21 protein-coding genes are annotated in these 25,718 nt (G+C 67.8%); 12 read left to right on the top strand and 9 right to left on the bottom strand.

Going from position 1 to position 25,718, the window contains the following annotated elements; genetic code table 11:
- Nucleotides 1-31: 31 nt before the first annotated feature.
- Both B7Z76_RS05475 and B7Z76_RS05470 read left to right on the top strand, forming a co-directional pair.
- Entirely contained in the window at nucleotides 32-1,489 is a 1,458-nt protein-coding gene (locus B7Z76_RS05475) for an MBOAT family protein (RefSeq protein ID WP_291342635.1), read from the top strand.
- A complete protein-coding gene (locus tag B7Z76_RS05470; protein ID WP_291342633.1) occupies nucleotides 1,489-2,559 on the top strand; it encodes a hypothetical protein in 1,071 nt (356 codons plus the stop codon). Before B7Z76_RS05475 ends, B7Z76_RS05470 begins: the two co-directional genes overlap by 1 nt.
- Here B7Z76_RS05470 and B7Z76_RS05465 read toward each other — a convergent pair.
- Entirely contained in the window at nucleotides 2,453-3,013 is a 561-nt protein-coding gene (locus B7Z76_RS05465; RefSeq protein ID WP_174504159.1) for a nucleoside 2-deoxyribosyltransferase, read from the bottom strand. The two genes, B7Z76_RS05470 and B7Z76_RS05465, sit on opposite strands and share 107 nt — an antisense overlap.
- Nucleotides 3,010-5,037, bottom strand: coding sequence for a sigma-54-dependent Fis family transcriptional regulator (locus B7Z76_RS05460; RefSeq protein WP_174504160.1), 2,028 nt, complete (start codon nucleotides 5,035-5,037; stop codon nucleotides 3,010-3,012). The genes B7Z76_RS05465 and B7Z76_RS05460 overlap by 4 nt, the downstream gene beginning before the upstream one ends.
- A gap of 295 nt (nucleotides 5,038-5,332) precedes the next feature.
- Between B7Z76_RS05460 and B7Z76_RS05455 the strand changes: the two genes are divergently transcribed.
- The 6 genes from B7Z76_RS05455 to B7Z76_RS05430 all read left to right on the top strand — a co-directional run bounded on the left by B7Z76_RS05455 (nucleotide 5,333) and on the right by B7Z76_RS05430 (nucleotide 13,118).
- Complete coding sequence (locus B7Z76_RS05455; protein ID WP_291342630.1) at nucleotides 5,333-7,174, top strand: methanol/ethanol family PQQ-dependent dehydrogenase; 1,842 nt, start codon at nucleotides 5,333-5,335, stop codon at nucleotides 7,172-7,174.
- A 150-nt stretch (nucleotides 7,175-7,324) separates the two neighbouring features.
- Nucleotides 7,325-8,209, top strand: coding sequence for a transporter substrate-binding domain-containing protein (locus B7Z76_RS05450; protein WP_174504162.1), 885 nt, complete (start codon nucleotides 7,325-7,327; stop codon nucleotides 8,207-8,209).
- A 42-nt stretch (nucleotides 8,210-8,251) separates the two neighbouring features.
- Nucleotides 8,252-9,004 carry a c-type cytochrome gene (locus B7Z76_RS05445; protein WP_174504163.1) on the top strand — a complete coding sequence of 251 codons (753 nt, stop codon included), beginning with the start codon at nucleotides 8,252-8,254 and terminating at the stop codon, nucleotides 9,002-9,004.
- A 197-nt stretch (nucleotides 9,005-9,201) separates the two neighbouring features.
- Complete coding sequence (gfa, locus tag B7Z76_RS05440; RefSeq protein WP_174504164.1) at nucleotides 9,202-9,774, top strand: S-(hydroxymethyl)glutathione synthase; 573 nt, start codon at nucleotides 9,202-9,204, stop codon at nucleotides 9,772-9,774.
- Between the two features lie 129 nt (nucleotides 9,775-9,903).
- Entirely contained in the window at nucleotides 9,904-11,013 is a 1,110-nt protein-coding gene (locus B7Z76_RS05435; RefSeq protein ID WP_174504165.1) for an S-(hydroxymethyl)glutathione dehydrogenase/class III alcohol dehydrogenase, read from the top strand.
- Nucleotides 11,013-13,118, top strand: a complete 2,106-nt coding sequence (locus B7Z76_RS05430) for a TonB-dependent receptor (RefSeq protein ID WP_174504166.1) — start codon at nucleotides 11,013-11,015, stop codon at nucleotides 13,116-13,118. The genes B7Z76_RS05435 and B7Z76_RS05430 overlap by 1 nt, the downstream gene beginning before the upstream one ends.
- A 23-nt stretch (nucleotides 13,119-13,141) precedes the next feature.
- Here the strand turns inward: B7Z76_RS05430 and B7Z76_RS05425 are convergent, their stop codons facing one another.
- Complete coding sequence (locus tag B7Z76_RS05425; RefSeq protein WP_174504167.1) at nucleotides 13,142-14,548, bottom strand: FAD-binding oxidoreductase; 1,407 nt, start codon at nucleotides 14,546-14,548, stop codon at nucleotides 13,142-13,144.
- 194 nt (nucleotides 14,549-14,742) lie between these two features.
- Between B7Z76_RS05425 and B7Z76_RS05420 the strand changes: the two genes are divergently transcribed.
- Together B7Z76_RS05420 and B7Z76_RS05415 are read left to right on the top strand one after the other, a co-directional pair.
- A complete protein-coding gene (locus B7Z76_RS05420) occupies nucleotides 14,743-16,407 on the top strand; it encodes a PQQ-binding-like beta-propeller repeat protein (RefSeq protein ID WP_174504168.1) in 1,665 nt (554 codons plus the stop codon).
- Nucleotides 16,407-17,651: a c-type cytochrome gene (locus B7Z76_RS05415; RefSeq protein ID WP_291342626.1), complete on the top strand. Its 1,245-nt coding sequence runs from the start codon at nucleotides 16,407-16,409 to the stop codon at nucleotides 17,649-17,651. The genes B7Z76_RS05420 and B7Z76_RS05415 overlap by 1 nt, the downstream gene beginning before the upstream one ends.
- Before the next feature lie 263 nt (nucleotides 17,652-17,914).
- Here the strand turns inward: B7Z76_RS05415 and B7Z76_RS05410 are convergent, their stop codons facing one another.
- From B7Z76_RS05410 to B7Z76_RS05390, 5 genes are all read right to left on the bottom strand, one after another.
- Entirely contained in the window at nucleotides 17,915-19,588 is a 1,674-nt protein-coding gene (locus tag B7Z76_RS05410; protein ID WP_291342625.1) for an NADPH-dependent assimilatory sulfite reductase hemoprotein subunit, read from the bottom strand.
- 133 nt (nucleotides 19,589-19,721) lie between these two features.
- The gene (locus tag B7Z76_RS05405; protein ID WP_174504171.1) at nucleotides 19,722-20,405 is read right to left on the bottom strand and encodes a phosphoadenylyl-sulfate reductase; all 684 of its coding nucleotides are present in this window, start codon (nucleotides 20,403-20,405) and stop codon (nucleotides 19,722-19,724) included.
- Nucleotides 20,405-22,153, bottom strand: coding sequence for a sulfite reductase flavoprotein subunit alpha (locus tag B7Z76_RS05400; RefSeq protein WP_291342623.1), 1,749 nt, complete (start codon nucleotides 22,151-22,153; stop codon nucleotides 20,405-20,407). The genes B7Z76_RS05405 and B7Z76_RS05400 overlap by 1 nt, the downstream gene beginning before the upstream one ends.
- A gap of 4 nt (nucleotides 22,154-22,157) precedes the next feature.
- The gene (cobA, locus tag B7Z76_RS05395; protein ID WP_291342622.1) at nucleotides 22,158-22,949 is read right to left on the bottom strand and encodes a uroporphyrinogen-III C-methyltransferase; all 792 of its coding nucleotides are present in this window, start codon (nucleotides 22,947-22,949) and stop codon (nucleotides 22,158-22,160) included.
- Nucleotides 22,946-23,506, bottom strand: coding sequence for a bifunctional precorrin-2 dehydrogenase/sirohydrochlorin ferrochelatase (locus B7Z76_RS05390; protein ID WP_174504174.1), 561 nt, complete (start codon nucleotides 23,504-23,506; stop codon nucleotides 22,946-22,948). The genes cobA and B7Z76_RS05390 overlap by 4 nt, the downstream gene beginning before the upstream one ends.
- A 151-nt stretch (nucleotides 23,507-23,657) precedes the next feature.
- Here B7Z76_RS05390 and B7Z76_RS05385 point away from each other — a divergent pair, with 151 nt between their 5' ends.
- Nucleotides 23,658-24,179, top strand: a complete 522-nt coding sequence (locus B7Z76_RS05385; protein ID WP_291342619.1) for an Lrp/AsnC family transcriptional regulator — start codon at nucleotides 23,658-23,660, stop codon at nucleotides 24,177-24,179.
- 32 nt (nucleotides 24,180-24,211) lie between these two features.
- Here the strand turns inward: B7Z76_RS05385 and moaB are convergent, their stop codons facing one another.
- Complete coding sequence (moaB, locus tag B7Z76_RS05380) at nucleotides 24,212-24,751, bottom strand: molybdenum cofactor biosynthesis protein B (RefSeq protein WP_013641037.1); 540 nt, start codon at nucleotides 24,749-24,751, stop codon at nucleotides 24,212-24,214.
- A 97-nt stretch (nucleotides 24,752-24,848) separates the two neighbouring features.
- Here moaB and B7Z76_RS05375 point away from each other — a divergent pair, with 97 nt between their 5' ends.
- On the top strand, nucleotides 24,849-25,649 hold the full coding sequence (locus B7Z76_RS05375; RefSeq protein WP_291342616.1) for a DUF1295 domain-containing protein: 801 nt from the start codon (nucleotides 24,849-24,851) through the stop codon (nucleotides 25,647-25,649).
- Nucleotides 25,650-25,718: the final 69 nt, after the last annotated feature.

Genomic DNA, 25,718 nt, shown 5'->3' with positions numbered 1-25,718 from the left:
GGTGATTTCAACCTAAGCGGGTATTTTTATCGTGCTTTTCAACTCGCCCCTTTTCGTCTTCGGGTTTCTGCCGGTCTTTCTCGCCACGTTTGCCCTCGCCGGGCGGATTGCCGGGGCGCGGGCGGCGCTCGGCGTGCTGCTGCTGGCGAGCCTCGTGTTCTACGGGTGGTGGAAGCCGCTGCTGCTGCCGCTGCTGGCAGGATCGATCCTCGGCAATTACCTGCTGGCGGATGCGATGCGGCGGTCGCGCCGGACGCGGCGCTGGCTGATCTTCGGGCTTGGCGCGAACCTGCTGCTGCTGTTCTGGTTCAAATATGCCGGTTTGCTGGCGGCGAGCGGGGCGGCGCTGCTCGGCCTGCCCGCGCCGGCGCTCGGCATCCTGCTGCCGCTCGGCATCAGCTTCTTCACCTTCCAGCAGGTGATGTATCTGGTCGATACCGCGCGCGGCGAGGTGCCGGCGTGCGGCTTTCTCGACTATGCCTGTTTCGTCGCCTTCTTCGCGCATCTGATCGCCGGGCCGATCGTCCGGCCGGGGGAGATCATTCCGCAATTCGCCCGCCATCGCGGCCGGGTGCGGCAGGAGGATCTCGTTGCCGGCATCGAGATCTTTCTCCTCGGCCTCGGCAAGAAGCTGGTGCTGGCGGACAGTCTCGCCCGCTTCGCCGATCCCGCTTTCGCGGCGGCATCCGCAGGGCATTCGCTGTCGCTCGTCGAGGCATGGGTGGCGCTGCTCGCCTATGGCGCGCAGATCTATTTCGATTTCGCGGGCTATTCGGACATGGCGATCGGGCTCGCGCGGATGATCGGCATCGGCTTTCCGCTGAATTTCCGCAGCCCCTATCAGGCGCGCGACATCTCGGATTTCTGGCGGCGCTGGAACATCACGCTCTCGCTCTTCCTGCGCGACTATCTCTACATCCCGCTCGGCGGCAACCGGCGCGGCGAGGTGCGGCGCAATCTCAACCTGATGATCACCATGCTGCTCGGCGGGCTGTGGCATGGCGCGGCGTGGTCGTTCATGCTGTGGGGCGGGCTGCACGGGCTGTATCTCGTGATCCATCACCAGTGGCGGCGGTTCGGGGTGCGCCTGCCGCTTCTGGCGGCGCAGGGGCTGACGCTGCTGGCGGTGCTGCTGGCCTGGGTGCCGTTCCGCGCCGACAGCCTCGCCGCCTGCCGGATCGTGCTGCGCGGGCTCGTCGGCGCCGGCGGGGTGCTGCTGCCGCGCCAGCTCATCGCCGCGATTCCCGCCCTCGGCGCGGTCGCGCGGCCGGTCGCGGTGCTGCCCTGGCTCGGCGCGGCGCGGACGATGAGCGTGGTGCAGGGGGCGGCGCTGATCGCGCTGGCCTGGGGGATCATGCTGCTCGCGCGCGACATCCACACGCTCGGGGTGCGCGGGCGCAATGCCGCGCTGATCGCCGGTTTCGCCTTTACCGCGCAGGCGCTGATCTTCGCGCCCTTTGCGCTTCCCTTCATCTATTTCCAGTTCTGATGCGCCGGTTGTTTCTCTGCGCCATCGCCTCGCTCGCGCTCTATTTCGCAGCCTTCGCCCTCGTGCTCGACCGCCCGCTCTCGCTCGGCCTGCTGCGGCTGGAGATGCGCGAGAAACTCGCCCGCGGCGCGGCGCTGCCCTCGCCGAAGCTGGTGATCCTTGCCGGGTCGAACGGGCCCTATTCGCATTCCTGCCGGGTGATCGGCGCGATGCTGGCGCTGCCGTGCGAGAATGGCGGCATCGCCGTCGGCATCGGGCTCGACGATCTGTTTCTCCGCTGGCTTCCCCTGCTGCATCGCGGCGATGTCGTCTACCTGCCGATGGAGGTGCAGCAATACGACGTCAGCCCTGCGGCGAACCGGATGGATGTCGATGGCGCCATGCTGTTTCGCCACGACCGCGCGCTGCTGTGGCGCATGAAGCCGGGGCGGATACTCGGTGCGGCCTTCGACAACACGATGCCGGACGGGCTGGAGGCGCTGGCGGAGATGGCGGCGCGGACGGGCGGGATTGGCCATTTGCGCGCGCGGCTTGCCCGCGAGGAGGATGCGCAGGGGGATGAGATCGGCACGTCGCTCGCCACCGCCGACCGCGCCTTCCTCGCCGGGCTGCATCGGGTCGAGCCATCGGCGCGGGCGATCCGGGACGGGTATGGCACGGTGCTGATCGGCCGGTTCGTCGCCGCCGCGACGGCGCGGGGGGTGATCGTGATCGGCGGGCTGCCGACGGATTTCCGCGATGTCAGGCTGAGTGCTGCGGATACAGGCGCGATCCGCGCCGTCTATCGGCTTCATGGCGGGCGGTTTCTCGAACTCGCCGGCCGCAGCCGCTATCCGCGCGCCGATTTCTACAACAGCGAGGATCATCTGGCGCAGCCCTGCCAGTATTTTCATTCCATGCTGGTCGCGCGCGGCCTCGCCCCTCTGCTGCACCGGCGCGTCGTCGCGCCGGCGGCGGCGACGCTCAGCCTGGCGGCGACCTGCCCGCAAGAAACGCTGCCGCCCGCGCAACACAGCGTTCGAACATCGCGAGCGAGTCGAAGGGCAGGTCCTGCCCGTCCGGCGGGGTGAGCAGCCCGCCTTCGAGCGCGCCGATCACCATCAGATTGTCGCCGAGGCCGAAATCCTCGATCGCGGTGCCGGCCACCGGATCGGGCTGGGCCGCGACCTGCATGCGGCTGCGGGCGGCGAACGGGATGGCGGCGTTGGAATAGCCGAAACAGGGCCGGCCCCGGCCGAGGAACCAGCCGAGTTCGACCAGCGTGCCGGCATCGGCCGAGGCGCCGCGGAACGGGCTGAGATGGGCGATGACGATGTCGCTGCGCTCCATCATCGCGACGTCCTGGCGGAAGATCGCCTGCCACAGCGCCTCGCCGGGCCGGCAATCGGGCGGCGGCGCATCGAGCGGGGCGAGCGCCTCGATGCCGTGGCGCGCCGCGATGGCGATCCTGCGCGCGGCATGGGCGGCAGCACCGGGCAGGAACAGGTCTGGCCCGGCGAGATAGGCGATGGGCCTCCGCGTCACTTCGGCTCGTTCATCAGGCCGAAGCGGTGCAGCTTCCGGTAGAGCGTGTTGCGGCTCATGCCGAGGCTGGCGGCGGTGGCGCCGATGCGCCAGTGATGCGCATCGAGTGCCGCGACGATGCGCGCGCGTTCGGGATCATGACTGGGATCGGGATCGTGACCGGGATCGTGATCGGGATTGGCGACGGTTACTTGCGGCGTGGCCGCAGGGCCGCCCATCTGCCGGACGATCATGTGCGGCAGGTGATGCACCTCGATCCGGCCGGAATCGGCGAAGGCGATGGCGGTCCGCAGCGTGTTGCGCAGCTCGCGGATATTGCCCGGCCAGTCATAGGCGGTCATCGCCGCCATCGCGGCGGGGGCGATGCCGACCGCGCCGTCCTCGCTCTCCTCGGCGCAGATCGTCTCGATCAGGCGCTGGCGGTCGGCCCGCTCGCGCAGCCCCGGCATGGTGAGGGCGACGCCGTTGAGCCGGTAGTAGAGGTCCATGCGGAATTCGCCGCGCGCGACCATCGCCTCCAGATCGCGGTGGGTGGCGCTGATCACCCTGATATCGATCCGGATCGGCGTCGTGCTGCCGAGCGGCACGATCTCGCGCTCTTCGAGCAGGCGCAGCAGCCGCGCCTGGATGGTGAGCGGCATGTCGCCGATCTCGTCGAGGAACAGGGTGCCGCCATGCGCCGCCGCCGCCTTGCCGCGCGCCCCGCCCGGCCGCGCGCCGGTGAAGGCGCCGGCCTCGTAGCCGAACAGCTCGCTCTCGATCAGCTGCTCGGGGATCGCGGCACAGCTCATGGCGATGAAGGGCGCGCCGCCGCGGGCGCTGGCGGCGTGGATGGCGCGGGCGAACGTGTCCTTGCCGGTGCCGGTCTCGCCGAGGAGGAGGATGTTGATGTCGCGGTTCATCACCCGCTCGGCGCGCCAGACGTTATGCGCCATTGCCGGATCGGTGCCGGCGAGGGCGGCGAGCGGGGCCGGCGCGTCGCGGCGCGGCCGGGTCATGGCGGGCAGCGTCCGCGCCGGGCGTTCCACCTCGATCGCGCGGCGCTGCGCGGTGGCGCCGGCGGCGAGGCGGGCGCGGGCGCGTTTCGCCGGCCAGACGCTGGCGAAGCCGTGCCGGTCGTTGCCATGGGCGATCGGCCAGATGGCGAAGGGCTGGGTTTCGGCGTGTTCCAGCAGACGGTCGAGCGAGATGTCGAACACCTCGGCCACGCTGCGGCCGACCAGCGTCTCGTGCCCGCTGGCGCCGAGCATGGCGGGCACCGAATTGTCCACCGCGCGGATCAGCCCGTCACCATCGACGGCGAGCAGAGAGTCGTAGGGCAGGCCGACGAGTTCGGGGCGCTCGTGAAAGCGCATGATCATGCAGTCGCGGAAATTGTTGGTGAAGTGCAACTGTTCGATGATGCGGGCGGACATGCTGACCAGGGCGATGGTTGGCACCTGCGCGGCGCGGCTGTCGTCGCAATCGAGGCAGGTGGCGTCGATCGCGCCGAGCAGCCGGCCATTCGCACCCCATACCGGCACCGCCGAACAGGTCATGTTGTTGTTGCAGGTGAAGAAATGCTCGTCGCGGTGGACGACGCGCGAGCGCCGGTCGTGCAGCGAGGTGCCGGGGCCGTTCACGCCGGCATGCGGCTCGTCCCACAGGAAGCCGGGCACCATGTTCGCGGCCCGCGCGCGGCCGGCATTGGCGGTGTCGGTAAAGACGTCGAGCACGGTGCCGTCGGCGTCGGTCAGCATCAGCACGTAGCGCGACGGGGCGGCGGAGGTTGCGGTCTGCTGGCCGATCTGCCCGAGCAGGCGGTGCATCTCGACCCGGCCGAGACGCTCGAACAGCGCGTGTTCCTCGCGGATCCGCCGCAGTGCGGCGCCACCCACATGCACGGCCGCCGGCGGTGCCTCGGGGTTCAGGCCATACTCGTCGCGGCAGCGCCGCCAGGCCGCCTCGATATAGTCCTCGTGCCGGAAGTCCCGGCCGGGCGGCGCCGCTGCGGCGCGCGCCCATCCCTGCTTCATGTCGGTCATCTTCTGGTCGCTCCCCTGACCGGATCCGCTGCCATTCGCATGCCGCTCTTGTGACGGCTTGTCGGGTGACGACAGCGCGAGACAGAGTGTTCCACACAAATTACACATTGTCACCCTGTTCCGCGGCACTCCGCCACAGGCTTCGGCACAACCTCAGGATTTGCGCCGCCCCGGCACCGCCGGCGCGGTTGGCACGCGAATTGCTGGATCAGATGCCAGCCGGGGAAATCCGGTAACGCGTCAAACGTCCGCAGCCGTCGTCATGTGGCGCCGGCGCACATCTGGAGGGAGCGTAATGACAAGACTTGGGACGAAATCGCTGAAGCGGTCGCTGCTGGCGGCCAGTTTCGGCATCCTGGGGGCAGGGGCGCTTGTGCTTTCCGCGCAGGCGGCTGGATCCGGCAGCGAGTCGCTGGTGCAGATGCAGAAGAACGCCAATGACTGGGTGATGCCGACCGGCACCTACAATAACTGGCGCTACAGCACGCTTGACCAGATCAACGCGAAGAACGCGAAGAACATGCAGGTCGCGTGGACGATGTCGACCGGGACCAATCGCGGCCTCGAGGGCCAGCCGATCGTCATCGGCAACATGATGTATTACGAGACGTCCTATCCGAACTACGTCTACGCCATCAATCTGGACCACCCCGACCAGATCGCCTGGAAATACACCCCGCCGCGCGACACGAACGCGCCGCCGGTCGCCTGCTGCGACGTCGTCAATCGCGGGCCGGCCTATGCCGACGGGATGGTCTTCGTCGACGCGCTCGACGCGAAGCTCTATGCGCTCGATGCCAAGACCGGCAAGGTCGTGTGGTCGGCCCAGAACGGGCACCCGACTGATGGCCAGACCATGACCGGCTCGCCGATGGTCGTCGGCAACAACGTCATCATCGGCATCGCCGGCGGTGAATACGGCGTGCGCGGCTACATCACCGCCTACAACATCCATACCGGCAAGATGGTCTGGCGCGGCTACAGCGAGGGCCCGTCGAAGGACACGCTGATCGATCCGGCGACGACGATCAATGGCGCGACCGGCAAGCCCGTCGGCCCGCATTCGAGCACCAAGACCTGGCAGGGCGACGAGTGGAAAGTGGGCGGCGGCACCACCTGGGGCTGGTATTCCTACGATCCGAAGCTGAACCTGATCTATTACGGGTCGGGCAACCCCGGCACCTGGAACCCGAGCCAGCGCCCCGGCAAGAACCGCTGGTCGATGACCATCTGGGCCCGCAACCCCGAGACCGGCAAGGTCAAGTGGGTGTATCAGATGACCCCGCATGACGGCTGGGACTATGACGGCGTCAACGAGATGGTTCTCGTCAACGTCAAGGATCACGGCAAGGAAGTGCCGGCGCTGGTCCATTTCGACCGCAACGGCTTCAGCTATGTCATGAACCGCGCGAATGGCAGCCCGATCGCGATCCACAAATACGATCCCTCGGTGAACTGGGCGACCGGGATCGACCCGAAGACCAACGAGCCGATCGTCGATCCCGCCAAGATGACCGAGGCGGGCAAGAACGTGAAGGACATCTGCCCCTCGTCGCAGGGCGACAAGGACGAGCAGCCGGTTTCCTACGATCCGAAGACCGGCCTGTTCTACGCGCCGCTGAACCACCTGTGCATGAGCTACCAGGCGTTCAACGTGAAGTACAAATCCGGCTTCCCGTTCGTCGGCGCCATCGTGAACATGATCCCGGGGCCGGGCGGCTATCGCGGCCGCTTCATCGCCTATGACCCGATGACCGGCAAGACCAAGTGGCAGATCCACGACATGTTCCAGGATTGGGGCGGCGCGCTGACCACGGCGGGCAATGTCGCGTTCTACGGCACGCTGAAGGGGATGTTCCGCGCGGTGGACATCCAGACCGGCAAGATCCTCTACCAGTTCAAGACGCCGTCCGGCATCATCGGCAATCCGATCACCTACATGCATGATGGCAAGCAGTATGTGGCGGTGCTGAGCGGTGTCGGCGGCTGGGCCGCGATCGGCATGGCGGACAACCTGCACAAATCCTCCGCCGGTCTCGGCGCGGTGGGCCTGAACGCCACGCTGACCGACTACACGAACCTTGGCGGCACGCTGATGGTGTTCTCGCTGCCCTCGAAAGTGGCCAGCGCGAACTGAGGCGCGTCTTGACCATCCAGCCCGGGTCGCTCCCCTGCCCGGGCTGGAACTTTTTCTGCCTTGCCCGCTCGCGTGGCCACGCGCGGCGGGCGCCTGCAACGACAGGAACCGGCCCGATATCCGGCCGGCCATGCTGACGGAGTGAAACCCATGAAATCGTCGATGACCCGCTGGATGATGTTCGCGGGCTGTGCCGCCTTCCTCGCCGCCACACCGAAGGGCAGCGCCGCGGCCAGCACAACCGCTCAGCCCTCCAAGACCAGCCATTCCGGCACCAGCCATGTGCTGCGTGTTTGCGCCGATCCCGGCTACCTGCCCTATTCGAACCGCGCCGGCGAGGGCTTCGAGAACAAGATCGCCGAACTCGTCGCCCACGCGATGGGCCGCAAGCTCGAATATACCTGGGCGAGCTACCGCGCGCATGGCGGCTTCTCGAACTTCCTCGCCCTCAATCTCGACGCGCGCAAATGCGACGTTATCATGAACCTGCCGGCCGGCGACAACGAGGAGCTGGCGACCAAGCCCTATTACCGCTCCTCCTACGTGTTCGTGACCCGCAAGGACAAGCATCTGCACATCCGCTCGATGCGCTCGGTCTCGATGCATTCGGTCAAGATCGGGTTCGAGGCGGAAACCACGCCGGAGACCGCGGTCAAGATTCTCGGCCTGATCCGCAATGCCGTGGTGTTCCACGTCGCCGGCAATCCCGCCGCCTCGCCGCGCGAACTGCTGCAGGCGGTGCAGGATGGCAAGGTCGGCGTGATGGTGACCTGGGAGCCGGCGATCGGCGCGTTCATGAAGGATTATCCCGATCTGCAGCTGCGCCGGGTGCCGTCGGAGGAATACGGGCCGGGGCTGCCGGCGGTGCATTATTCCTATGCGATGTCGATGGGCGTGCGGAAGGGCGACACCGCGCTGCGCGCCGCACTCGACAAGGTGATCGCCACCCACAAGGCGGAGATCGCCGCGACGCTCGCGAAATTCAATGTCGGTCTGATGCCGAACCCGCGGCACTACAATTACTCCAACGGCTGAAACGGGCCGCGCCACGATCCGAAGCATGAGAAAGTGATACGCATGACCAAGAGTTCGATTTCATCATTCATCGGCGCGAGCGTGATTGGCGCCGCCGCTGCCGGGCTGCTCAGCGCGGCGGCCTTTGCCGCCGGCGGCGCGGGCGCGATGCCGAAGGGCGAGCAGCTCGCCAAGGGGAGCGACTGCTTCTCCTGCCACGCGATCAACCAGAAGGTCGTCGGCCCCGCCTTCGACGCCGTGGCGCAGAAATTCGCCGGCCAGTCCGGCGCCGAGGACACGCTGGTGAACGCGATCCGCAAGGGGCATGTCGGCACCTGGGGCAAGATCCCGATGCCAGCGCACCCGCAGCTCTCGGAGGCCGACACCAAGGAGATCGTCTCCTGGATCCTGAGCCTCAAGGGGGCACAAGCCGCGGGCGCGCCGGCCGCCGCGTCCGGCAAGACCTACAGCTACAAGGTCAACGGCAAGACGGTGAAGGTCGATTTCCCGATCTTCCAGCCCGGCACCGAAAAGGTGACCAAGGATGTCTTCCGCGGCTACGAGCTGTTCAACTCCTACTGCTTCCGCTGCCATGGCGAGGATGCCGTCGGCGGATCCTACGCGCCCAACCTGCGGGCGTCGCTGAATAACGGCATGACCGAGGCCGGCTTCACCAATGTCGCGATGACCGGGGTGAAGGCGAAGGGCATGCCGAGCTGGGCCGGGTTCTTCACCCCGCACCAGATCCACGTGATCTACCAGTATGTGAAGGCACGCGCGGTCGGCGCCGTCGGCACCGGCGCGCCCAAGGAGTGACGGGGCGGGGCCACGCCCAAGGAGTGACGATGTGGGGACATGCCCAAGGAGTGACGATGCGGGGCCATGCCCAAGGAGTGACGATGCGGGGCCATGCCCCGCGCCGGATCAGGATGTTCTGGGTATCAACAATATAGAGCACGACATCCGATCCGGATGGATCGGAAACCGCTCTGAACGAAAGGGAGTTCGGAAACATGGCCATCTCGCTGCATCCGTCCATCGACAATGGAATCAAGCCGGGCGCGTCCGGCTTTGCCGGCGGCACGCTGCGCTGCCACTGCCCGAGCCACCAGGTGGTGGTGCGCGTCGATTCGCAGACCGCCCACAACCACGCCTGCGGCTGTTCCAAATGCTGGAAGCCGGCAGGGGCGAAATTCTCGGTCGTCGCGGTGGTGCCGCGGGACAAGGTTCACATCGTCGAGAACGGCAACAAGCTGCACATCGTCGATCACAACGCGGTCATCCAGCGCCATGCCTGCCGCGAATGCGGCGTGCACATGTTCGGCCGCATCGAGAACAAGGACCATCCGTTCTACGGGCTCGACTTCGTGCATACCGAGCTGTCGTCCGACCAGGGCTGGTCGGCGCCGGAATTCGCCGCCTTCGTCTCCTCGGTGATCGAACAGGGCACGCCGCCCGCGGAGATGGGCGCCATTCGCGCGCGCTTGAAGGAACTCGGCCTTGAGCCGTATGACTGCCTCTCGCCGCCGCTGATGGACGCCATCGCGACCCATGTCGCGAAGGCGAACGGCAAGCTCGCGGCCTGACCGCCCTGGAGCCTGATCCGGCCGGGTGGCATCGCCCGGTCGGAGCGAGAGAGGCTCCGCCGATCAACAGCATGGCGTGATGGTGCCGGCCCCGCGAGGCCGGACGGCGCGCCGAGGAGGATGGATACGATGGACGTTCGCGCCGCGATTGCGTGGAAAGCCGGCGAAAAGCTCGAACTCGGCACCGTGCGGCTGGAAGGGCCGAAGGCGGGCGAGGTGCTGGTCGAGGTCAAGGCCACCGGCATCTGCCATACGGACGAATACACGCTTTCGGGCGCTGACCCCGAAGGACTGTTCCCGGCGATTCTCGGCCATGAGGGGGCGGGGGTCGTGGTCGATATCGGCCCCGGCGTGACCAGCGTGAAGAAGGGCGATCACGTGATCCCGCTCTACACGCCCGAATGCCGGCAGTGCAAATCCTGCCTGTCGCGCAAGACCAATCTCTGCACCGCGATCCGCGCGACCCAGGGCAAGGGGGTGATGCCGGACGGCACCTCGCGCTTCTCCTGCGACGGCGAGCCGGTGATGCACTACATGGGCTGCTCGACCTTCGCCAACTACACCGTGCTGCCGGAGATCGCGCTGGCGAAGGTGCGCGAGGACGCGCCCTTCGACAAGATCTGCTATATCGGCTGCGGGGTGACCACCGGGATCGGCGCCGTGATCAACACCGCCAAGGTGCAGCCGGGCGACAATGTCGTCGTCTTCGGTCTCGGCGGGATCGGCCTCAACGTGATCCAGGGCGCGCGTCTCGCCGGTGCGAACATGATCGTCGGCGTCGATCTCAACAACGGCCGCAAGCCGATGGCCGAGAAATTCGGCATGACGCATTTCGTCAACCCGGCCGAGATCGGCGAGGATCTCGTGCCCTATATCGTCAACCTGACCGATGGCGGCGCGGACTATTCCTTCGAGTGCATCGGCAATGTGAAGGTGATGCGCCAGGCGCTGGAATGCTGCCATCGCGGCTGGGGCACCTCGATCATCATCGGGGTCGCCGGCGCGGGGCAGGAAATCTCGACCCGGCCGTTCCAGCTGGTCACCGGGCGCAACTGGCGCGGCACCGCGTTCGGCGGCGCGCGCGGCCGCACCGATGTGCCGAAGATCGTCGACTGGTACATGAACGGCAAGATCAACATCGACGACCTGATCACCCATGTGCTGCCCTTCGAGCAGATCAACGAGGGCTTCGAGCTGATGCGCAAGGGCGAGAGCATCCGCAGCGTCGTCGTCTACTGATGTCCCGCCGGCTCTGCCTGTTCGCCGTGTCCCTTCTCGGGGGCACGGCGTTCGCTGCCCCGGCACGCGGGCAGGTGGCACAGCCGCTGGTCGTGCCCTCGCCGGGGGAGATCGCGATCCGCAAGATCGTGGTGAGCGCGACCCGCACGCCGGAGCCGAGCTTCGATGTTCCGGTGTCGATCTACAGTGTTTCCGGCCGGCAGGTCAGCCTCGCCAACGAGGAGGAGAACCTCAGCGAGACGCTGAACCGCGTGCCCGGCATCGATGTGCAGAACCGGCAGGATTATGCCCAAGGGTTGCGCATCACCTCGCGCGGGTTCGGCGCGCAGACGCCCTTCGGCGTGCGCAACATCCGCATCCTCGTCGATGGCATGACGCTGACCGGGCCGGACGGGACGACCGATTCCGAGGTGATCGATCTTGGCGACATCAACCGGATCGAGGTGCTGACCGGCCCGTTCTCGGTGCTCTACGGCAATGCCTCGGGCGGGGTGATCCAGGTGTTCAGCAAGGATGGCCCGGCCCGGCCGACGGTGAGCGGCGGCATCACCGCCGCCTCCTATGGCGGCTGGCGCGTCGGCGCGAGCTATGGCGGCACGGCGCGCCTCGGGCAGGACGGTTCGTTCAACTACATGATGAACGCATCGGATTTCTACACCGGCGGCTACCGCCAGCACAGTGCTGCAAGGCGCCAGCAATTCTATGGCAAGTTCCGCGTCGAGGTGAGCCCGGACACCAGCTACACCCTGCTCGTGGATGGGCTGAACGAGCCCTATTCCGAAGACCCCGGCGGGCTGACCGCGGCGCAATATCACGCCGATCCGACCCAGGCCGGCACCAACACCGAAAAATTCGGCACCCGCAAGGTGCTGCGCCACCTGCAATTCGGGCTGGTCTTCAACCATCGGTTCAACGCGCATAACAGCGTGCGCGTCGTCGTCTACGAGGCGACGCATTCGGTGCTGCAATTCCTGCCCTTCACCGGCAATTTCGCGGCCTCCGGCGGCGGCGTGGTGGATCTCGCCCGCAAATCCGGCGGGATCGATGCCTCCTTTACCCATAAGGACCGGGTCGCCGGCATTCCGCTCACCCTCGTGAGCGGGGTCGATTTCGGCTACGAACAGCAGCACCGCAAGGGCTATGTCAACGAGTATGGCGCGATCGGCGCGCTGCGCCGCAACGAGCAGGACGTGGCGCGCAATATCGCCGAATACGCGCAAGTGAACGCCCACCTGACCAGGCGCACGACATTGGTCGTCGGGCTTCGCCACAGCAACGACTATTTCAGCGTGACCGACAATTACGTGACCAGCGCGCTGACCAACGATTCCGGTTCGGTCAGCTATGGAAACACGAGCCTCGTTGCCGGCGCGACCTATCACCTGACGCCGACGACCAATCTCTACGCCGATTACGGCGAGGGGTTCGAGACGCCGACGCTCGATCAGCTTGCCTACCTGCCCAATGGCCAGGCGGGGTTCAATTCCGCACTCCGCCCCACCAGCAGCCAGAATTTCGAGGCCGGGATCAAGAGCCTGATCGGCGCCGATACCTATCTCCAGCTCGCGGTGTTTCACATCCATACCAACAACGAGATCGAGGTGTCCTCCTCGAAGGATGCGCGCACCGCCTATTCCAACCAGGGGCAGACGGCGCGCAACGGCGTCGATCTCAGCATCGACACGCATCTGCCGCATCATCTCGAACTTTACGGCTCCTACTCGCTGCTGAAGGCGCATTTCCTCGCCAACCAGTTCGCCGGCAAGGCGCTGCCCGGCGTGCCGGACCAGCGCATTTATGGCGAGCTCGACTGGCACGATCCGGCAAGCGGGTTCTACGCCCAGGCGAATGGCCAGTGGCAGAGCCGGATGTATGTCGATTCGCAGAATTCGGCCTATGCGGCGGGGTATTTCACCGCCGGGCTCGCCGCCGGGTTCCGCGAGGATTTCGGGCCGATCCGCTTCAACGAGTTCGCCCGCATCGACAACCTGTTCAACCGCACCTATGTCGGCGCCGTGGTGATCGCGGCGAGCAACGCCGCCTATTACGAGCCGGCGCCGGGGCGGAATTTCGTGATCGGGATGCGCGCGCGCTACCGGTTCTGAGCGGGAGCGCGGGCGACCTCAGGTCAGAACAGCTTGCCGGGATTGAGCGTCGCCGCCGGGTCGAGTGCGGCGCGGATGCGGCGCATGATCTCGCGCTCGGGGGCGGCGCGCCAATGGGCGAAGGCCTCGGTCTTGACCAGGCCGATGCCGTGCTCGGCGGAGAAGCTGCCGTCGAGTTCCATGACGATGGCGTTGACATCCTCCATCAGCGCCTCGGCGCCGGCCATGAAGGCGGCGGGGTCGGCCCCCTCGGGTTGCAGCGCGTTGAGATGGATGTTGCCATCGCCGATATGCCCGAAAGCGACCATGCGGGCGCCCTGGTGGCGGGCGGCGAGCATGGCGGCGGCGCGCTCCAGCAGGGCGGGGACGGCGGCGACCGGCACCGAGACGTCGTTCTTCACCGAGGCGCCGGCGCGGCGCTGCGATTCGGAGAGATGCTCGCGCAGCGCCCAGAAGGCGGCGCGCTGCGCCTCCGATTCGGCGAGTGCGGCATCGCCGATCACGCCATCCCGCAGCGCATCCGCCAGCACCTCCTCCGCGGTGTCGCGCAGGCTGTCGCCGCGCCGCGTGGTGGCGAGTTCGAGCAGGACGTAGTGCGGCGCGGGGGCGGCCAGCGGCAGGCGGAAATCGGGCATGTGCGCCGCGTTCACCGCCATGGCGGCGCCGGAGATGTATTCGAAGGCGTAGAGCGCCGCCTCGTCCTCGTTGCGGAAGCGGGCGAACAGGTCGAGCACGGCATCGACGCTGTCGAGCGCGCAGAAGCAGGTCTGGTACTGGCGCGGCGCGCGGGCGAGGCGCAGCACGGCGGCGGTGACGATGCCGAGCGTGCCCTCGGCGCCGGCGAAGAGCTGGCGCAGCGCGTAGCCGGTATTGTCCTTGCGCAGCCGGCGCAGCCCGTTCCACACCGTGCCGTCCGCCAGCACCACTTCGAGGCCGAGCACGAGGTCGCGCGCATTGCCGAATCGCAGCGTGTTGTTGCCGCCGGCATTGGTGGAGATCACCCCGCCGATCGTCGCCGAGCCCTCCGAGCCGATGGACAGCGGCAGCAGCGCGCCGGCGGCGCGGGCGGCCTCCTGGGCTGCGCGCAGCGGCACGCCGGCCTCAAGCTCGATGGTCAGCCCCGCGGGGTCGAGGGCGCGCACCGCGTTCATCCGCGCGAGCGAGAGCACCATCTCCCGCCCCGCCATGGCCGGCACGGCGCCCGCGACCATCGACGTGTTGCCCCCCTGCGGCACCACCGGCACGCCGGCGGCGGCGCAGAGCCGCAGGGCGGCGGCCACGCCCTGCGCATCGCGCGGGCGCAGCACGGCGCGCGGGGTGTTGCTGAACAGGCCGCGCCAGTCGGCGCCGTAAGGGGCGATCTCGTCGGCGGCGAGGAGCACGCCGCCCGGCCCGAGTGCGGCCGCAAGCTGGTCGATCAGGTCTGGCATGGGCCGACTATATCGCCATTTCCCGGCGGGGAAAGCCGCCCTCGCGCGGCGGCGTTGCTCCGTTTGGGAACAGCCTGTCGCAAAGTGGACACGAAAGCTTGATCGTTTCGCCGCTTATGATAGCGTTATCACGCAGCCACGGGTGCGTCACCGCGTCCCGGCACGCAGCCTGATTTTCAACAGGGGAAACGAAGATGAAGTCGAATTGGATCAAGGGAGGCCGCGGCCTCGTCGGCGGCGTTGCCGCCGCCGCTCTCGCCGCCGGCATTGCCGGGATTGCCCATGCGGGCGCCATTTCCAACACCACGCCGACGCCGAAGGACTACACCAACACCGCGGCCAGCAACTCGACCTGGATTCTCGGTGCGAAGAACTACGACAACAACCGCTACGTCGATATCGGCGAGATCACCCCGGACAACGTTTCCAAGCTGAAGCCGGTCTGGACCTTCCAGGTCTCCGACAACGGCCCGATCGAGGCGGCTCCGGTGATCTGGAACGGCACCGCCTACATCACCTCGGCGCATGACCACGTCTATGCCGTCGATGTGAAGACCGGCAAGCTGAAGTGGGAATTCTCCGACAATCCCCATGTCATCTCCTTCGCCGCCAACCGCGGCGTCACCCTGCTCGACGGCAAGGCCTATCTCGCGACGCTCGATGGCCACCTGATCGCGCTCGACGCGACGACCGGCAAGAAGGTGTTCGACAAGGTCGAGGTCTCCGACACGGCGAACTCGTTCTACACGATGCAGCCGCTGCCCTACACCAACCCGAAGACCGGCAAGACCGTGCTGCTGCTCGGCATCTCCAACGGCGACTGGGGTGGAATCGGCGTGATCCAGGCGATCAACCCGACCACCGGCAAGGTCGAGTGGAAATACGAGACCATCCCCGGGCCGGGCCAGAAGGGCCACAATACCTGGAGCGGTGATTCGTGGAAGCGCGGCGGTGGTGCCGTGTGGACGATGATGGCGCTGAACCCGAAGACCGGCATGCTCTATGCCAATGCCGGCAACCCGCAGCCGGACTTCAACGGCCCGGCGCGCAAGGGCTCGAACCTCTATTCGGACAGCCTGCTCGCGATTAACATCTCGGGTGCGAAGCCGAAGATGGTCTGGGCGCACCAGTTCATCCCGCATGACACCCATGACTGGGATCCGGTGATGCCGCCGATCCTGTTCACCGGCAAGGTGAACGGGCAGGAAATGCCGCTGGTCGCCGATGGCGACAAGGCGGGCAATTTCTGGCTGCTGAACTCGCAGACCGGCAAGCTGGTGAGCCATCTCGCCATTGCCATGCAATACCACCTCAACCTGCCGCCGAGCCTGAAGGGCAACGTGGCCTGCCCGAACACCAATGGCGGCGTCGAATACAACGGCGGCAGCTACGATCCCAAGACCAACATGATCTACCTGCCGAGCTCGAACGAGTGCGGCTTCTGGCGGTCGACGAAGAAGGTCGTCTACATCGCCGGGCAGTTCTACCTCGGTGGCGCGTTCCCGAAATTCGTCGGGCCGAACACCGGGCAGTTCAACGCGATCGACGTGAATACCGGCGTCTTCGCGTGGCGCGACAATTCCAAGCTGCCGATGGCGGGCGGCGCCCTCTCGACTTCGACCGGTGTCGTCTTCACCGGTCTCGAGGATGGTGACTTCAACGCCTATGACGCGACCTCCGGCAAGAAGCTGTGGAGCTATGATACCGGCTCCCCGATCATCGCGCCGCCGGTTGCCTTCACCCAGGGCAACACGGAATACGTCGCGGTTGCGTCCGGCCAGGCTGGCAACCAGATGCTGCCGACCATGCCGAAGACCAACAAGGGCACCATGCTGACCATGTTTGCGCTGGCGAAGTAATGTCACCGACTGGTTTTGCGCGTAGCCTGATCATCGCGGGGGCGGCATTTGCCGCCCTCGCTCCGCCTTGCGCCCATGCCGCCGCACCCGCGTCCGATCAGGCGCGGGCGGCGGCGACGCTGGCCAATATCCGTCTCGCGGTCGGCACGATCATGACCGTCGAGAACGACGCGACCAACGGCCCCGCCCGCTACAAGGCGGCCGCCCATCGCGCGATCAACCTGCTCGTCGGCACCAAGGACGAGGCCTACGATGCCGCCGCCGGCCTGCCCGGCGATCCGGTTGGCGCGATCGGCGAGGTCAACACCCTGCTCGACCGCCGCGCCTCGCCGCCTTTCGTGCCGATGCTGCATGGCGTGCTGGTCAACCTGCAATCCTCGGTCGCGAGCCTGCAGGACGCGGCCAAGGCGCGCGGGCTCGGCGCCTACGAGGTCGACGTGTCGCAGGCGTTGCAGACGCTGGCGATGGCCGAAGGCCGCCCCGGCGCGCATGACGTCTTCGGCGGCATGCTCGGTGCGATGGCCAATACCGGGCTTGGCGTGCCTTCCGGCGCGCCGGTCGAGAATGGCTGTGCGGCGCCCCGCGCGCCGGGCTATGGCATGGCGCAGGGCTGGCTGGTATGGCGGGCCGTGAAACTCGGCAGCGCCCCGATCGCCACCGCCGGCGCCGCCATGGTCAGGAAGGAAGGTTCCATGCTCGTGCTCTACACGCCCGTCGCCGCGATGGTGCAGCATCTCTGCGCCGCCAAGCCGACCCACCACGCCGCTGCCCAGGCGATGATCCGGCCAGCCGCTGCCCCGGTCGCGAAAGCGCCGGTCGCCCGGCTGATCCGCGTCTCCGCCACCAGCAGCGATGGCGGCGTGTCCTACACCATGGCGCAGGCCACCGCCGGCAAGGCGGTATATGCCGCGCATTGCGCGAGCTGCCATGGCGCCAATCTGCAGGGCGTCGCGGCACCGGCGATCGCCGGCAAGGACTTCCTGACCACCGCGAACAAGAACGGCTATTCCGCCTCGATCCTGAACACGATCGTCACGCAGAACATGCCGTTCAACGATCCCGGCTCGCTGAAGCCGGCGGAATATGCGGATGTGATGGCCTATCTGCTGGCGGCGAACTGCTTCCCCGCCGGCAAGACCGCGTTTCCGACCGATCCCGGCAGCAGTTTCGGGACGGTGAAACTCTCGACCCCGACCCATCCGGCCGGCACGCCGGACAAGTTCGGCGTCTGCGCGGTAAAATAAGTCCACCGCGCGACATAGAACATCATCTGATCAGATAAAGATGCTCTAATTATCAATGTGGTAGAGCACTACATCCGATCCGAAAGGATCGGAAAGTGCTCTACAGCATCATCCGATCAGATTGAGTCATCTGATCAGATAAAGATGCTCTAATTATCAATGTGGTAGAGCACTAAATCCGATCCGAAAGGATCGGAACGTGCTCCAGGGTTGAAGCCAACCTGGCCGGAGAGAAATCTCCGGCCAGGTTTTTTCATGCAAGCTCAGACGATGCCGGCGCGCCGCGTGTAGTCGCCGAAACCCTCGTCCGGCTGGCGGTCCTTCGCATAGGCGGCGATCACCGGCTCAAGGGCGGCGAGGATTTCCGCCTCGCCGGCATTCTCGCGATAGACCGTGTTGAGCCGCGAGCCGTCGGCGGCACCGCCGAGCATCAGGTTGTATTTGCCGGGATTGCGGCCGACCAGGCCGATCTCGGCGATATAGGGCCGGGCGCAGCCATTGGGGCAGCCGGTCATGCGGATGGTGATTTTCTGCTCCGCAAGCCCGTGGCCGGCGAGAATCCCGTCGATCTTCGCAACCAGCGTCGGCAGATAGCGCTCGCTCTCGGCCAGGGCGAGGCCGCAGGTCGGCAGGGCGACGCAGGCCATCGCCCCTTCGGCGAGGCGGGACACGTCCTGGCTCACCCGGTGTTCGGCGAGGATCGTATCGATCGCGGCGCGCTCGGCATCGTTCGCGCGGGCGATGATGATGTTCTGGTTGGTGGTCATCACGATCGCGCCGGTGTCGATGAAGCCGGGCAGGGCGGCGATGGCGGCGAGGGCGGATTTCAGCCGCGCATCGTCGCGGTCGGCGATGCGGCCGTTGACGATGTTCAGGGTGAGGTGGTGGTGGCCCTCGGCGTCGGTGGTCCAGCCGAGCTGGTCGTGATTGCCGGCGAAGGTGAAGGGGCGGGCGGGTTCGAGCGGGGTGCTCATCCGGCGGTTGACCTCGGCGCGGAACCAGTCGACCCCGTGGGTGTCGATCGTGTATTTCAGCCGGGCGTGCTTGCGGTTGGTGCGGTCGCCGAAATCGCGCTGGGTGGTCAGCACCGCCTCGGCCGAGTCGATCAGCAGATGCGCCGGGCAATAGCCGATCACGTCGCCCACCCGCGGATAGGTTTCAGGCTCGCCATGCGTCGCCCCCATGCCGCCGCCGACCACGACATTGTATCCGGCGATCACCCCGTTCTCGACGATGGCGATGTAGGAGAGGTCGTGGGCGAAGACGTCGACATCGTTCGAGGGCGGCACGGCGATGGCGATCTTGAACTTGCGCGGCAGGTAGGTCGCGCCATAGATCGGCTCCGCCTCCGGTTCGCCGCCGAGCACCCGCTCATCGCCGATGAACACCTCGCGCCAGGCGCCGGTGCGCGGCAGGAAATGCGCCGAGAGCACCCGCGCCGCCTCCGCCGCCTCGGCATGGGCGCGGGAGAGATAGGGGTTGGCGGTGGAGATCACGTTGCGGTTCACATCGCCGCAGGCCGCGATCGTGTCGAGCAGGGCGGCGTCGATCGCCTGCAGGGCGGCGCGCACGTTCGACTTGATGATGCCGTGGAACTGCACGGTCTGGCGGGTGGTCACGCGGATGGTGCCGTTGGCCCGCTCATCGGCGATGCGGTCGAGCGCGATATACTGGCGCGGCGTCAGCACGCCGGCGGGAATCCGCAGCCGCGCCATGAAGGAATAGGCGCGGTCGAGCTTGCGCTTGGCCCGTTCGGGGCGCAAGTCGCGGTCGTCCTGGACATACATGCCGTGGAACTTGACGAGCTGGCCGCCATCCTCGGTCAGGCCGCCGAGCGCCTGCTGGCCGAGTTCCTCGACCAGCGTGCCGCGGAGAAAGTCGCTCCGCGCCTTGATGTCCTCGTTGCGGGAAAGCTGAATGACGTCACGATCCGCCATGGTGCAATCTTTCGGTTGGTGCATCACCCGATCCGATGGAGCCATCTGACCGGACAGGGATGCTCAGTTTATCGATATGACAGGGCGCTGCATCCGCTCCGGAAGGATCGGAAATTGCCCTGGCGTTGTCGGGTCAGGCGGCCTGGCCGGCGCGGTCGAGGAAGATGCCGCACTCGGTCTTGCTGGTGCCGCTCCAGCGGCCGGCGCGCGGCGGCTCGCCCGGGCGGACGCGGCGGGTGCAGGTGGCACAGCCGATCGAGGGGAAACCCTCCGTCTCCAGCGGGTGGCGCGGCAGGCGGCGGGCGGCGAAATAGGCGTCGATATCGGCGCGCTCCCAGTCATGCAGCGGGTTGACGATGGTCCGCCCGTCCGGCCCGGTCTCGATCGGCAGGATGCGCGCCCGCTGGTCGGACTGGGTGCGCTTGCGGCCGGAAATCCACGCCTCGAACCCGGTGAGGGCGGCATCCAGCGGCATGGTCTTGCGGATGGTGCAGCAGAGATCGGGGTCACGCCCGAACAGCCCGCCATCCGGGTCCAGCTCGGCGAGATGTGCTGGGTCCGGCCGGATGGTGCGGACATCGTGCAGCCGCAGCCGGGCGATCAGCGCGTTGCGATAGGCGATCGTGTCGGGAAACAGCTTGCCGGTTTCAAGGAAGATCACCGGCAGGGTGCGGTCGATCCTCGCCACCATGTCGAGCAGCACGGCCGATTCGGTGCCGAAGGAGGAGACCAGCGCGATCCTGCCGTGATGGGCGTGCAGTGCGGCGCGCAGCATGTCCAGCGTCGCGCTCGCGCGGTCGGAAACGGGTTCGCTCATCAGTAGACGTCCTTCTTGTAGCGGCCGGCGGCGATCAGCGCGTCAACTGCTGCCTGGCCCTTCTGCGCGTCGTCGCCGCCGAGGATGCGCGCGAGTGTTGCATCGACATCGCGGGCCATCGCCTTGGCGTCGCCGCAGAGATAGAGCGTGGCCCCCTCGGCGAGCTGGGCCTGCAGCGCCGCGCGGCGTTCCCACAGCACGTGCTGCACGTAGCGCTTCTCGGGCTGGTCGCGCGAGAAGGCGAGGTCGATCTCGTTGAGCACGCCGCTCTTCAGCCAGTCCTGGATTTCGAGCTGGTAGAGGAAGTCGTGGGTGAAGCGGCGATGGCCGAAGATCAGCCAGTTCCGGCCGGACGCCCCGGTCGCCTCGCGTTCCTGCAGGAAGGCGCGGTAGGGGGCGATGCCGGTGCCGGCGCCGATCATCACGATCGGCGCGGCCGCATCCGCGGGCAGGCGGAAATGCGGGTTCGCCTTGATGTGGATCGGCAGCGTGTCGCCCTCGCGCAGCCGCTTGGCGACCATGCCGGAGGCGACGCCGAGCCGCGCCCGGCCGGCGCTTTCATAGGCGACCTTGGCGATGGCGAGATGCGCCGCATCGCCCACCAGCTTCTGCGACGAGGCGATGGAGTAGTAGCGCGGCGGCAGCTTGCGCAGCAGGGAGGCGAGCTGGCCGGCATCGAGACGGTGCGGAAACGCCTCGAACAGGTCGACCGGCTGGCGCCCGGCGATGAAGCCAGGGCGCGCGGCCTCGTCGGCGGCGAGGGCGGCGAGCTTCGCCTCGCCGGTCAGTGCTGCATAATCGGCGATCAGCTTCGGGGTCAGGGTGGTGATGTCGCGCTCGCGGATCAGCGCCTCGCGCGCCGCGGCGTTGCCGGCAAGACCGGTCGCGCCGAGGATCGCATCGGCGAGTGCGGGCGCGTTGGTGGGCGCGATGCCCAGCGTGTCGCCCGGCTCGTAGCTCAGGCCGGAGCCGGTGAGGTCGAGTTCGAGATGCAGCGTCTCGCTCTCCGAGCGCGACGAGGTGATCGGGTGCAGCGCCCCAACCTCGGCCTCGAACGGGTTGGCCTTGCTGATCTCCACCCCCTCGGCGCGGTGGAAATCGACATGGATGACCGAGCCTGCATCGGCCAGCGGGGCGAGCGCGGTGAACAGGCTGTCGATGAAATTCGCGGCCGGGGCCTCGTAGTCGAGATCGCAGTCGAGCCGGGGGGCGATGCGGCGGGCGCCGAGCGCCTCAAGCCGCGCGTCGATCTGCTTTCCGGTCTCGCAGAATTGCGCGTAGGAGGAATCGCCGAGGGCGAGCACCGCGAAGGTCACGCCGTCCAGCGCCGGCGCGTCCTCGGCCAGCAGGGCGCGCATGAACGGGGCGGCGCGCTGCGGCGCCTCGCCCTCGCCCCAGGTCGAGGCGATGACCAGCAGGTTCTCCGCCTCGGCCAGCGCGGCGGGGGCGATATCCGCCATGTCCAGCACGCGGGGGGCGAAGCCGCGCTTCTGCGCGTCCTTCTTCGCGGCGTTGGCCAGGGCCTCGGAATTGCCGGATTCGGTGGCGAACAGGATGGTGAGCTTGGTCTTCGCCGCCGGCGGTGCGGCCGGGGCGGCGGCGTCGCCCTTCGCGGCGTCGATCCCGGCGAGGAAGCCGGCGAGCCAGGCGCGCTGCGTGCTGGAGGCGCGGCCGATCACCTTGTCGAGAACGGCGATGTCCTCGGGGGCGAAGGGTGCGGAATGGGGCAGGGCGGCGATGCGGGTCATGATGTCAACCTTGTGCGGAGCGGATCGAGGGTTCGGCTTCCGGGCGGTGCGGCGCGATCATCGCACCGATTCCGGCGACGGGACCGACGATCACCAGTGTGGCGGCCGGCGGCAGGGTGGCGGCGATGGCGGCGGCGGCGGCGATCGTGGTGTGGACGACGCGCTCGCGCGGCGTCGTCGCGTCGAGCAGGAAGGCGAGCGGGTCGGTCGGGCTGCGGCCGCCGGCGATCAGGGCGGCGGCGATCCGGCCAATGTTCTGCCGTGCCATGTAGAGCACCAGCGTATCGGCGGCGCGGCCGAGTGCCGCGAAATCCACCTCGCCGCCGGCCGGCCCCGCCTCGCCGGTGGCGAAGACCACGCTGCGGGCGACGCCGCGATGGGTGATCGGCATATGCGCCGCACTCGCGGCACCGATGCCGGCGGAAATGCCGGGGATGACGCGGAAGGGGACGCTCGCCGCGGCGAGGGCGAGGCACTCCTCGCCGCCGCGGCCAAAGACGAACGGATCGCCCCCTTTCAGGCGCAGCACCCGCAGCTCCTGCCGGGCGAGGGCGATCAGGTCCTCGTTGATCGAGAGCTGCGGCGTGTGGATGCCGCCGGCCCGCTTGCCCGCCGGCACCAGCCGCGTCGCCGCCGGGGCGAGGGCGAGGATTTCGGCCGGCACCAGCGCGTCGTGCAGGATCACGTCGGCGGTCTCGATCGCGTGCAGCGCCGCCAGCGTCAGCAGCGCGGGGTCGCCAGGGCCGGCGCCGGCCAGCCAGACGCTGCCGGGGGCGAATGCGGGATGTCGGATCATGCGAGCCAGCCTTCTTCCTCGACGAGAGTGGCGATCCGCCGCGCGGCCTCGGGCATTTTCACGCCCTCACGCTGCCAGGTGCGGCGCAGCGCGCGGATCTGCGCGACGCGATCGGCCCATTCCGGGCCGAACCGGGTTTCGAGATCGCGGCGCAGCACGCCGGCAAGCCCGGGGGCGGCGCCGGCGGTGGAAATCGTGAGCAGCAGGTCGCCGCGGCGGATTTCGGCGACCGAGTGGAAATCGCAGAACGGCAGCACGTCCTCGACATTGACGAGCACGCGTGCCGCCCGCGCCCGCGTCGCCAGCGCTTCCGCCACCTCGGCCGGCAGATCGACGATCCAGAGCACGTGCAGCGCCGCCAGCGCCGCCTCGTCCGGCAGGGCGCGGCGCAGATTTGCCCCCGCCGCCTCGACCGCCTCGGCGCCGGGATCGTCGGAGAACAGCAGCGCGCCCTCGGCCCCCGCCGCCTGCAACGCGCGATAGCGGCGCACCGCCAGCGGGCCGTTGCCGGCAACGCCGAGCGAGGTCAGACGAGGGTCGAGCGCGATCGGGATCATGGTATCTCCTGCACCGCCAGAGTATAGGAACGCGGCCGGGGCAGGAAAACAGGTTTCTCTGAATTCGGCGTTTTAAGCTGAAAATAAGTTTGATTTTCTGAATTACCCCGGGCATACGAAAAACGAGTCTAAATCTGAAGGATAATTTGGAATGGCTGACAAAGCCCGGACCAGCCCGGCGGCGGCCGCTTCAGCCGGCGCCGCCGCGCCTTCCGCCGCCATCGCGCTCGACAATATCGACCGCGCGATTCTCCGCCTGCTCGCGCGCGATGCCACCGTGCCGCTCGCCATCATGGCGAAGGAGGTCGGGCTTTCGGCAACGCCGTGCTGGAAGCGGATCAAGCGGATGGAGGAGGCCGGCGTCATCCAGGGGCGGGTGGTCGCACTCTCGCCCGAGCGGCTGGGCTATCCGGTGTCGGTCTTCGTCTCGATCGAGACGGCGGATCACTCGGATGGCTGGATCGCCCGCTTCGCCGAGGTCGTCGCGACCATGCCCGAGATCGTCGGCGCCTGGCGGATGAGCGGGGATGTCGACTACCTGCTGCACGTCATGGCGCCGGACATCCCGTCCTACGATGCGTTCTACCGCCGGCTGATCGCCGCCGTGCCGCTGCGCAATGTCAGCTCGCGCTTCGCGATGGAGCGGATGAAATCCGGCCCGCCGCCGATCTGACCGGCGGGCGCGGGCGCGCGCGGGGCAGGTGTTCAGGCGGTCAGATGTTCCTGCAACCGCGGCATCAGCTCGACGAGGTTGCACGGGCGGTGGCGGGAATCGAGCTGGAAGACAAGAATGTCGTCCCAGCCATCCTTCACCGCACCGGTCGAGCCGGGCAGGGCGAAGAGATAGGTGCCGCCCGCCACCCCGCCGATTGCGCGGGACTGGATCGTCGAGGTGCCGATCTTCTGGTAGCTCAGCATGCGGAACAATTCGCCGAAGCCTTCGATTTCCTTCTCCAGCACGCGGGAGAAGGCCTCCGGTGTCACATCCCGCCCGGTGATGCCGGTGCCGCCCGAGGTGATCACCACGTCGATCGCCGGATCGGCGATCCACGCGCGCAGCTGGGCGGCGATGAGGTCGGCGTCGTCGCGCAGGATGGTGCGCGCGGCGAGCCGGTGGCCGGCGGCGACCACGCGCGCGGCCAGCGCGTCGCCCGAACTGTCGGTCTCCGCCGTCCGCGTGTCCGAGACGGTCATCACGGCGATGGCGACGGGAACGAATTTGCGGCTTTCGTCGATGCGCGACATGGCGTGGCTCCTTCTGTCTGCCGCGTCATATAGCGTTTCGGCGCCCGCCGCGCAGCCCGGCCCTTGACGAAGTGCGGGGCGGATGAATGTCTTGCGCATGGCATATCCCGCACTCGCGCTGACGCTCCTGCTCTTTCTCATGCTGGTGATGGCGGGCGCCTGGGTGGCGCAGCGCGCGACCCGCAATTCCGGCTGGGTCGACGTGTTCTGGACCTTCGGCACCGGCATTGCCGGCGCGGTCGGCGCGCTGGTGCCGCTCGGCACGGCGCCGCCGGCGCGGCGGCTGCTGGTGGCGGCGCTGGTGCTGGTCTGGGCCGGGCGGCTCGGCGGCTACATCCTGCGCCGCACCGCCGCCATCCGCCACGAGGATGCGCGCTATGCCCGGTTCCGCGCCGAATGGGGGGCGGGGTTCGAACGGCGGATGTTCCTCCTGCTGATGATCCAGGCCGCGGTCGCCTGGCTGCTGGCGCTGGCGGTGACGCTCGCGGCGAGCAACCCTTACCCGCTCGCTCCCGGCCTGACGCTGGCCGGGCTTGCCGTGTTCGCCGGATCGGTCGCCGGCGAGGGGCTGGCGGACCGGCAGATGCACGCCTTCCGCGCCGATCCGGCCAATCGCGGCAAGGTCTGCGCCCGTGGCCTGTGGGCGTGGTCGCGCCATCCGAACTATTTCTTCGAGATACTGGTCTGGCTCGCCTATCCGCTGATCGGGCTCGCCGGCCCGTGGTGGCCGGGCCTCGCGGGCCTCGCCGCGCCGCTGTTCATGTACTGGCTGCTGGCGAAAATTTCCGGCGTGCCGCCGCTCGAACGCGAGATGCTGGCCTCGCGCGGCGACGCCTATCGCGACTATCAGGCGCGGGTCAGCCCGATCGTGCCCTGGCCGCCGCGCCGGCGGGGCTGAGCGGCGTGCATCCGTATGCCGTCCGGCCCCGTATCAGGTCTGGTCTGACCCAAGCTTCGGAGTGAATGG

It is taken from the genome of Acidiphilium sp. 20-67-58 (assembly GCF_002255515.1).
Taxonomy (GTDB): Bacteria; Pseudomonadota; Alphaproteobacteria; order Acetobacterales; family Acetobacteraceae; genus Acidiphilium.
Note: the sequence above shows the minus strand (reverse complement) of the source record. Positions and strands in the feature narration are given on the sequence as shown.

Coding starts and splice junctions, on each gene's coding strand:
- B7Z76_RS05425 (WP_174504167.1), bottom strand. CDS start 14,548: ATGCCAGACCTGATCGACCAGCTTGCGGCCGCACTCGGGCCGGGCGGC.
- B7Z76_RS05470 (WP_291342633.1), top strand. CDS start 1,489: ATGCGCCGGTTGTTTCTCTGCGCCATCGCCTCGCTCGCGCTCTATTTC.
- B7Z76_RS05430 (WP_174504166.1), top strand. CDS start 11,013: ATGTCCCGCCGGCTCTGCCTGTTCGCCGTGTCCCTTCTCGGGGGCACG.
- B7Z76_RS05450 (WP_174504162.1), top strand. CDS start 7,325: ATGAAATCGTCGATGACCCGCTGGATGATGTTCGCGGGCTGTGCCGCC.
- B7Z76_RS05385 (WP_291342619.1), top strand. CDS start 23,658: ATGGCTGACAAAGCCCGGACCAGCCCGGCGGCGGCCGCTTCAGCCGGC.
- B7Z76_RS05400 (WP_291342623.1), bottom strand. CDS start 22,153: ATGACCCGCATCGCCGCCCTGCCCCATTCCGCACCCTTCGCCCCCGAG.
- B7Z76_RS05415 (WP_291342626.1), top strand. CDS start 16,407: ATGTCACCGACTGGTTTTGCGCGTAGCCTGATCATCGCGGGGGCGGCA.
- B7Z76_RS05420 (WP_174504168.1), top strand. CDS start 14,743: ATGAAGTCGAATTGGATCAAGGGAGGCCGCGGCCTCGTCGGCGGCGTT.
- B7Z76_RS05375 (WP_291342616.1), top strand. CDS start 24,849: ATGGCATATCCCGCACTCGCGCTGACGCTCCTGCTCTTTCTCATGCTG.
- B7Z76_RS05460 (WP_174504160.1), bottom strand. CDS start 5,037: ATGACCGACATGAAGCAGGGATGGGCGCGCGCCGCAGCGGCGCCGCCC.
- gfa (WP_174504164.1), top strand. CDS start 9,202: ATGGCCATCTCGCTGCATCCGTCCATCGACAATGGAATCAAGCCGGGC.
- B7Z76_RS05445 (WP_174504163.1), top strand. CDS start 8,252: ATGACCAAGAGTTCGATTTCATCATTCATCGGCGCGAGCGTGATTGGC.
- B7Z76_RS05410 (WP_291342625.1), bottom strand. CDS start 19,588: ATGGCGGATCGTGACGTCATTCAGCTTTCCCGCAACGAGGACATCAAG.
- B7Z76_RS05405 (WP_174504171.1), bottom strand. CDS start 20,405: ATGAGCGAACCCGTTTCCGACCGCGCGAGCGCGACGCTGGACATGCTG.
- B7Z76_RS05455 (WP_291342630.1), top strand. CDS start 5,333: ATGACAAGACTTGGGACGAAATCGCTGAAGCGGTCGCTGCTGGCGGCC.
- B7Z76_RS05390 (WP_174504174.1), bottom strand. CDS start 23,506: ATGATCCCGATCGCGCTCGACCCTCGTCTGACCTCGCTCGGCGTTGCC.
- B7Z76_RS05435 (WP_174504165.1), top strand. CDS start 9,904: ATGGACGTTCGCGCCGCGATTGCGTGGAAAGCCGGCGAAAAGCTCGAA.
- cobA (WP_291342622.1), bottom strand. CDS start 22,949: ATGATCCGACATCCCGCATTCGCCCCCGGCAGCGTCTGGCTGGCCGGC.
- moaB (WP_013641037.1), bottom strand. CDS start 24,751: ATGTCGCGCATCGACGAAAGCCGCAAATTCGTTCCCGTCGCCATCGCC.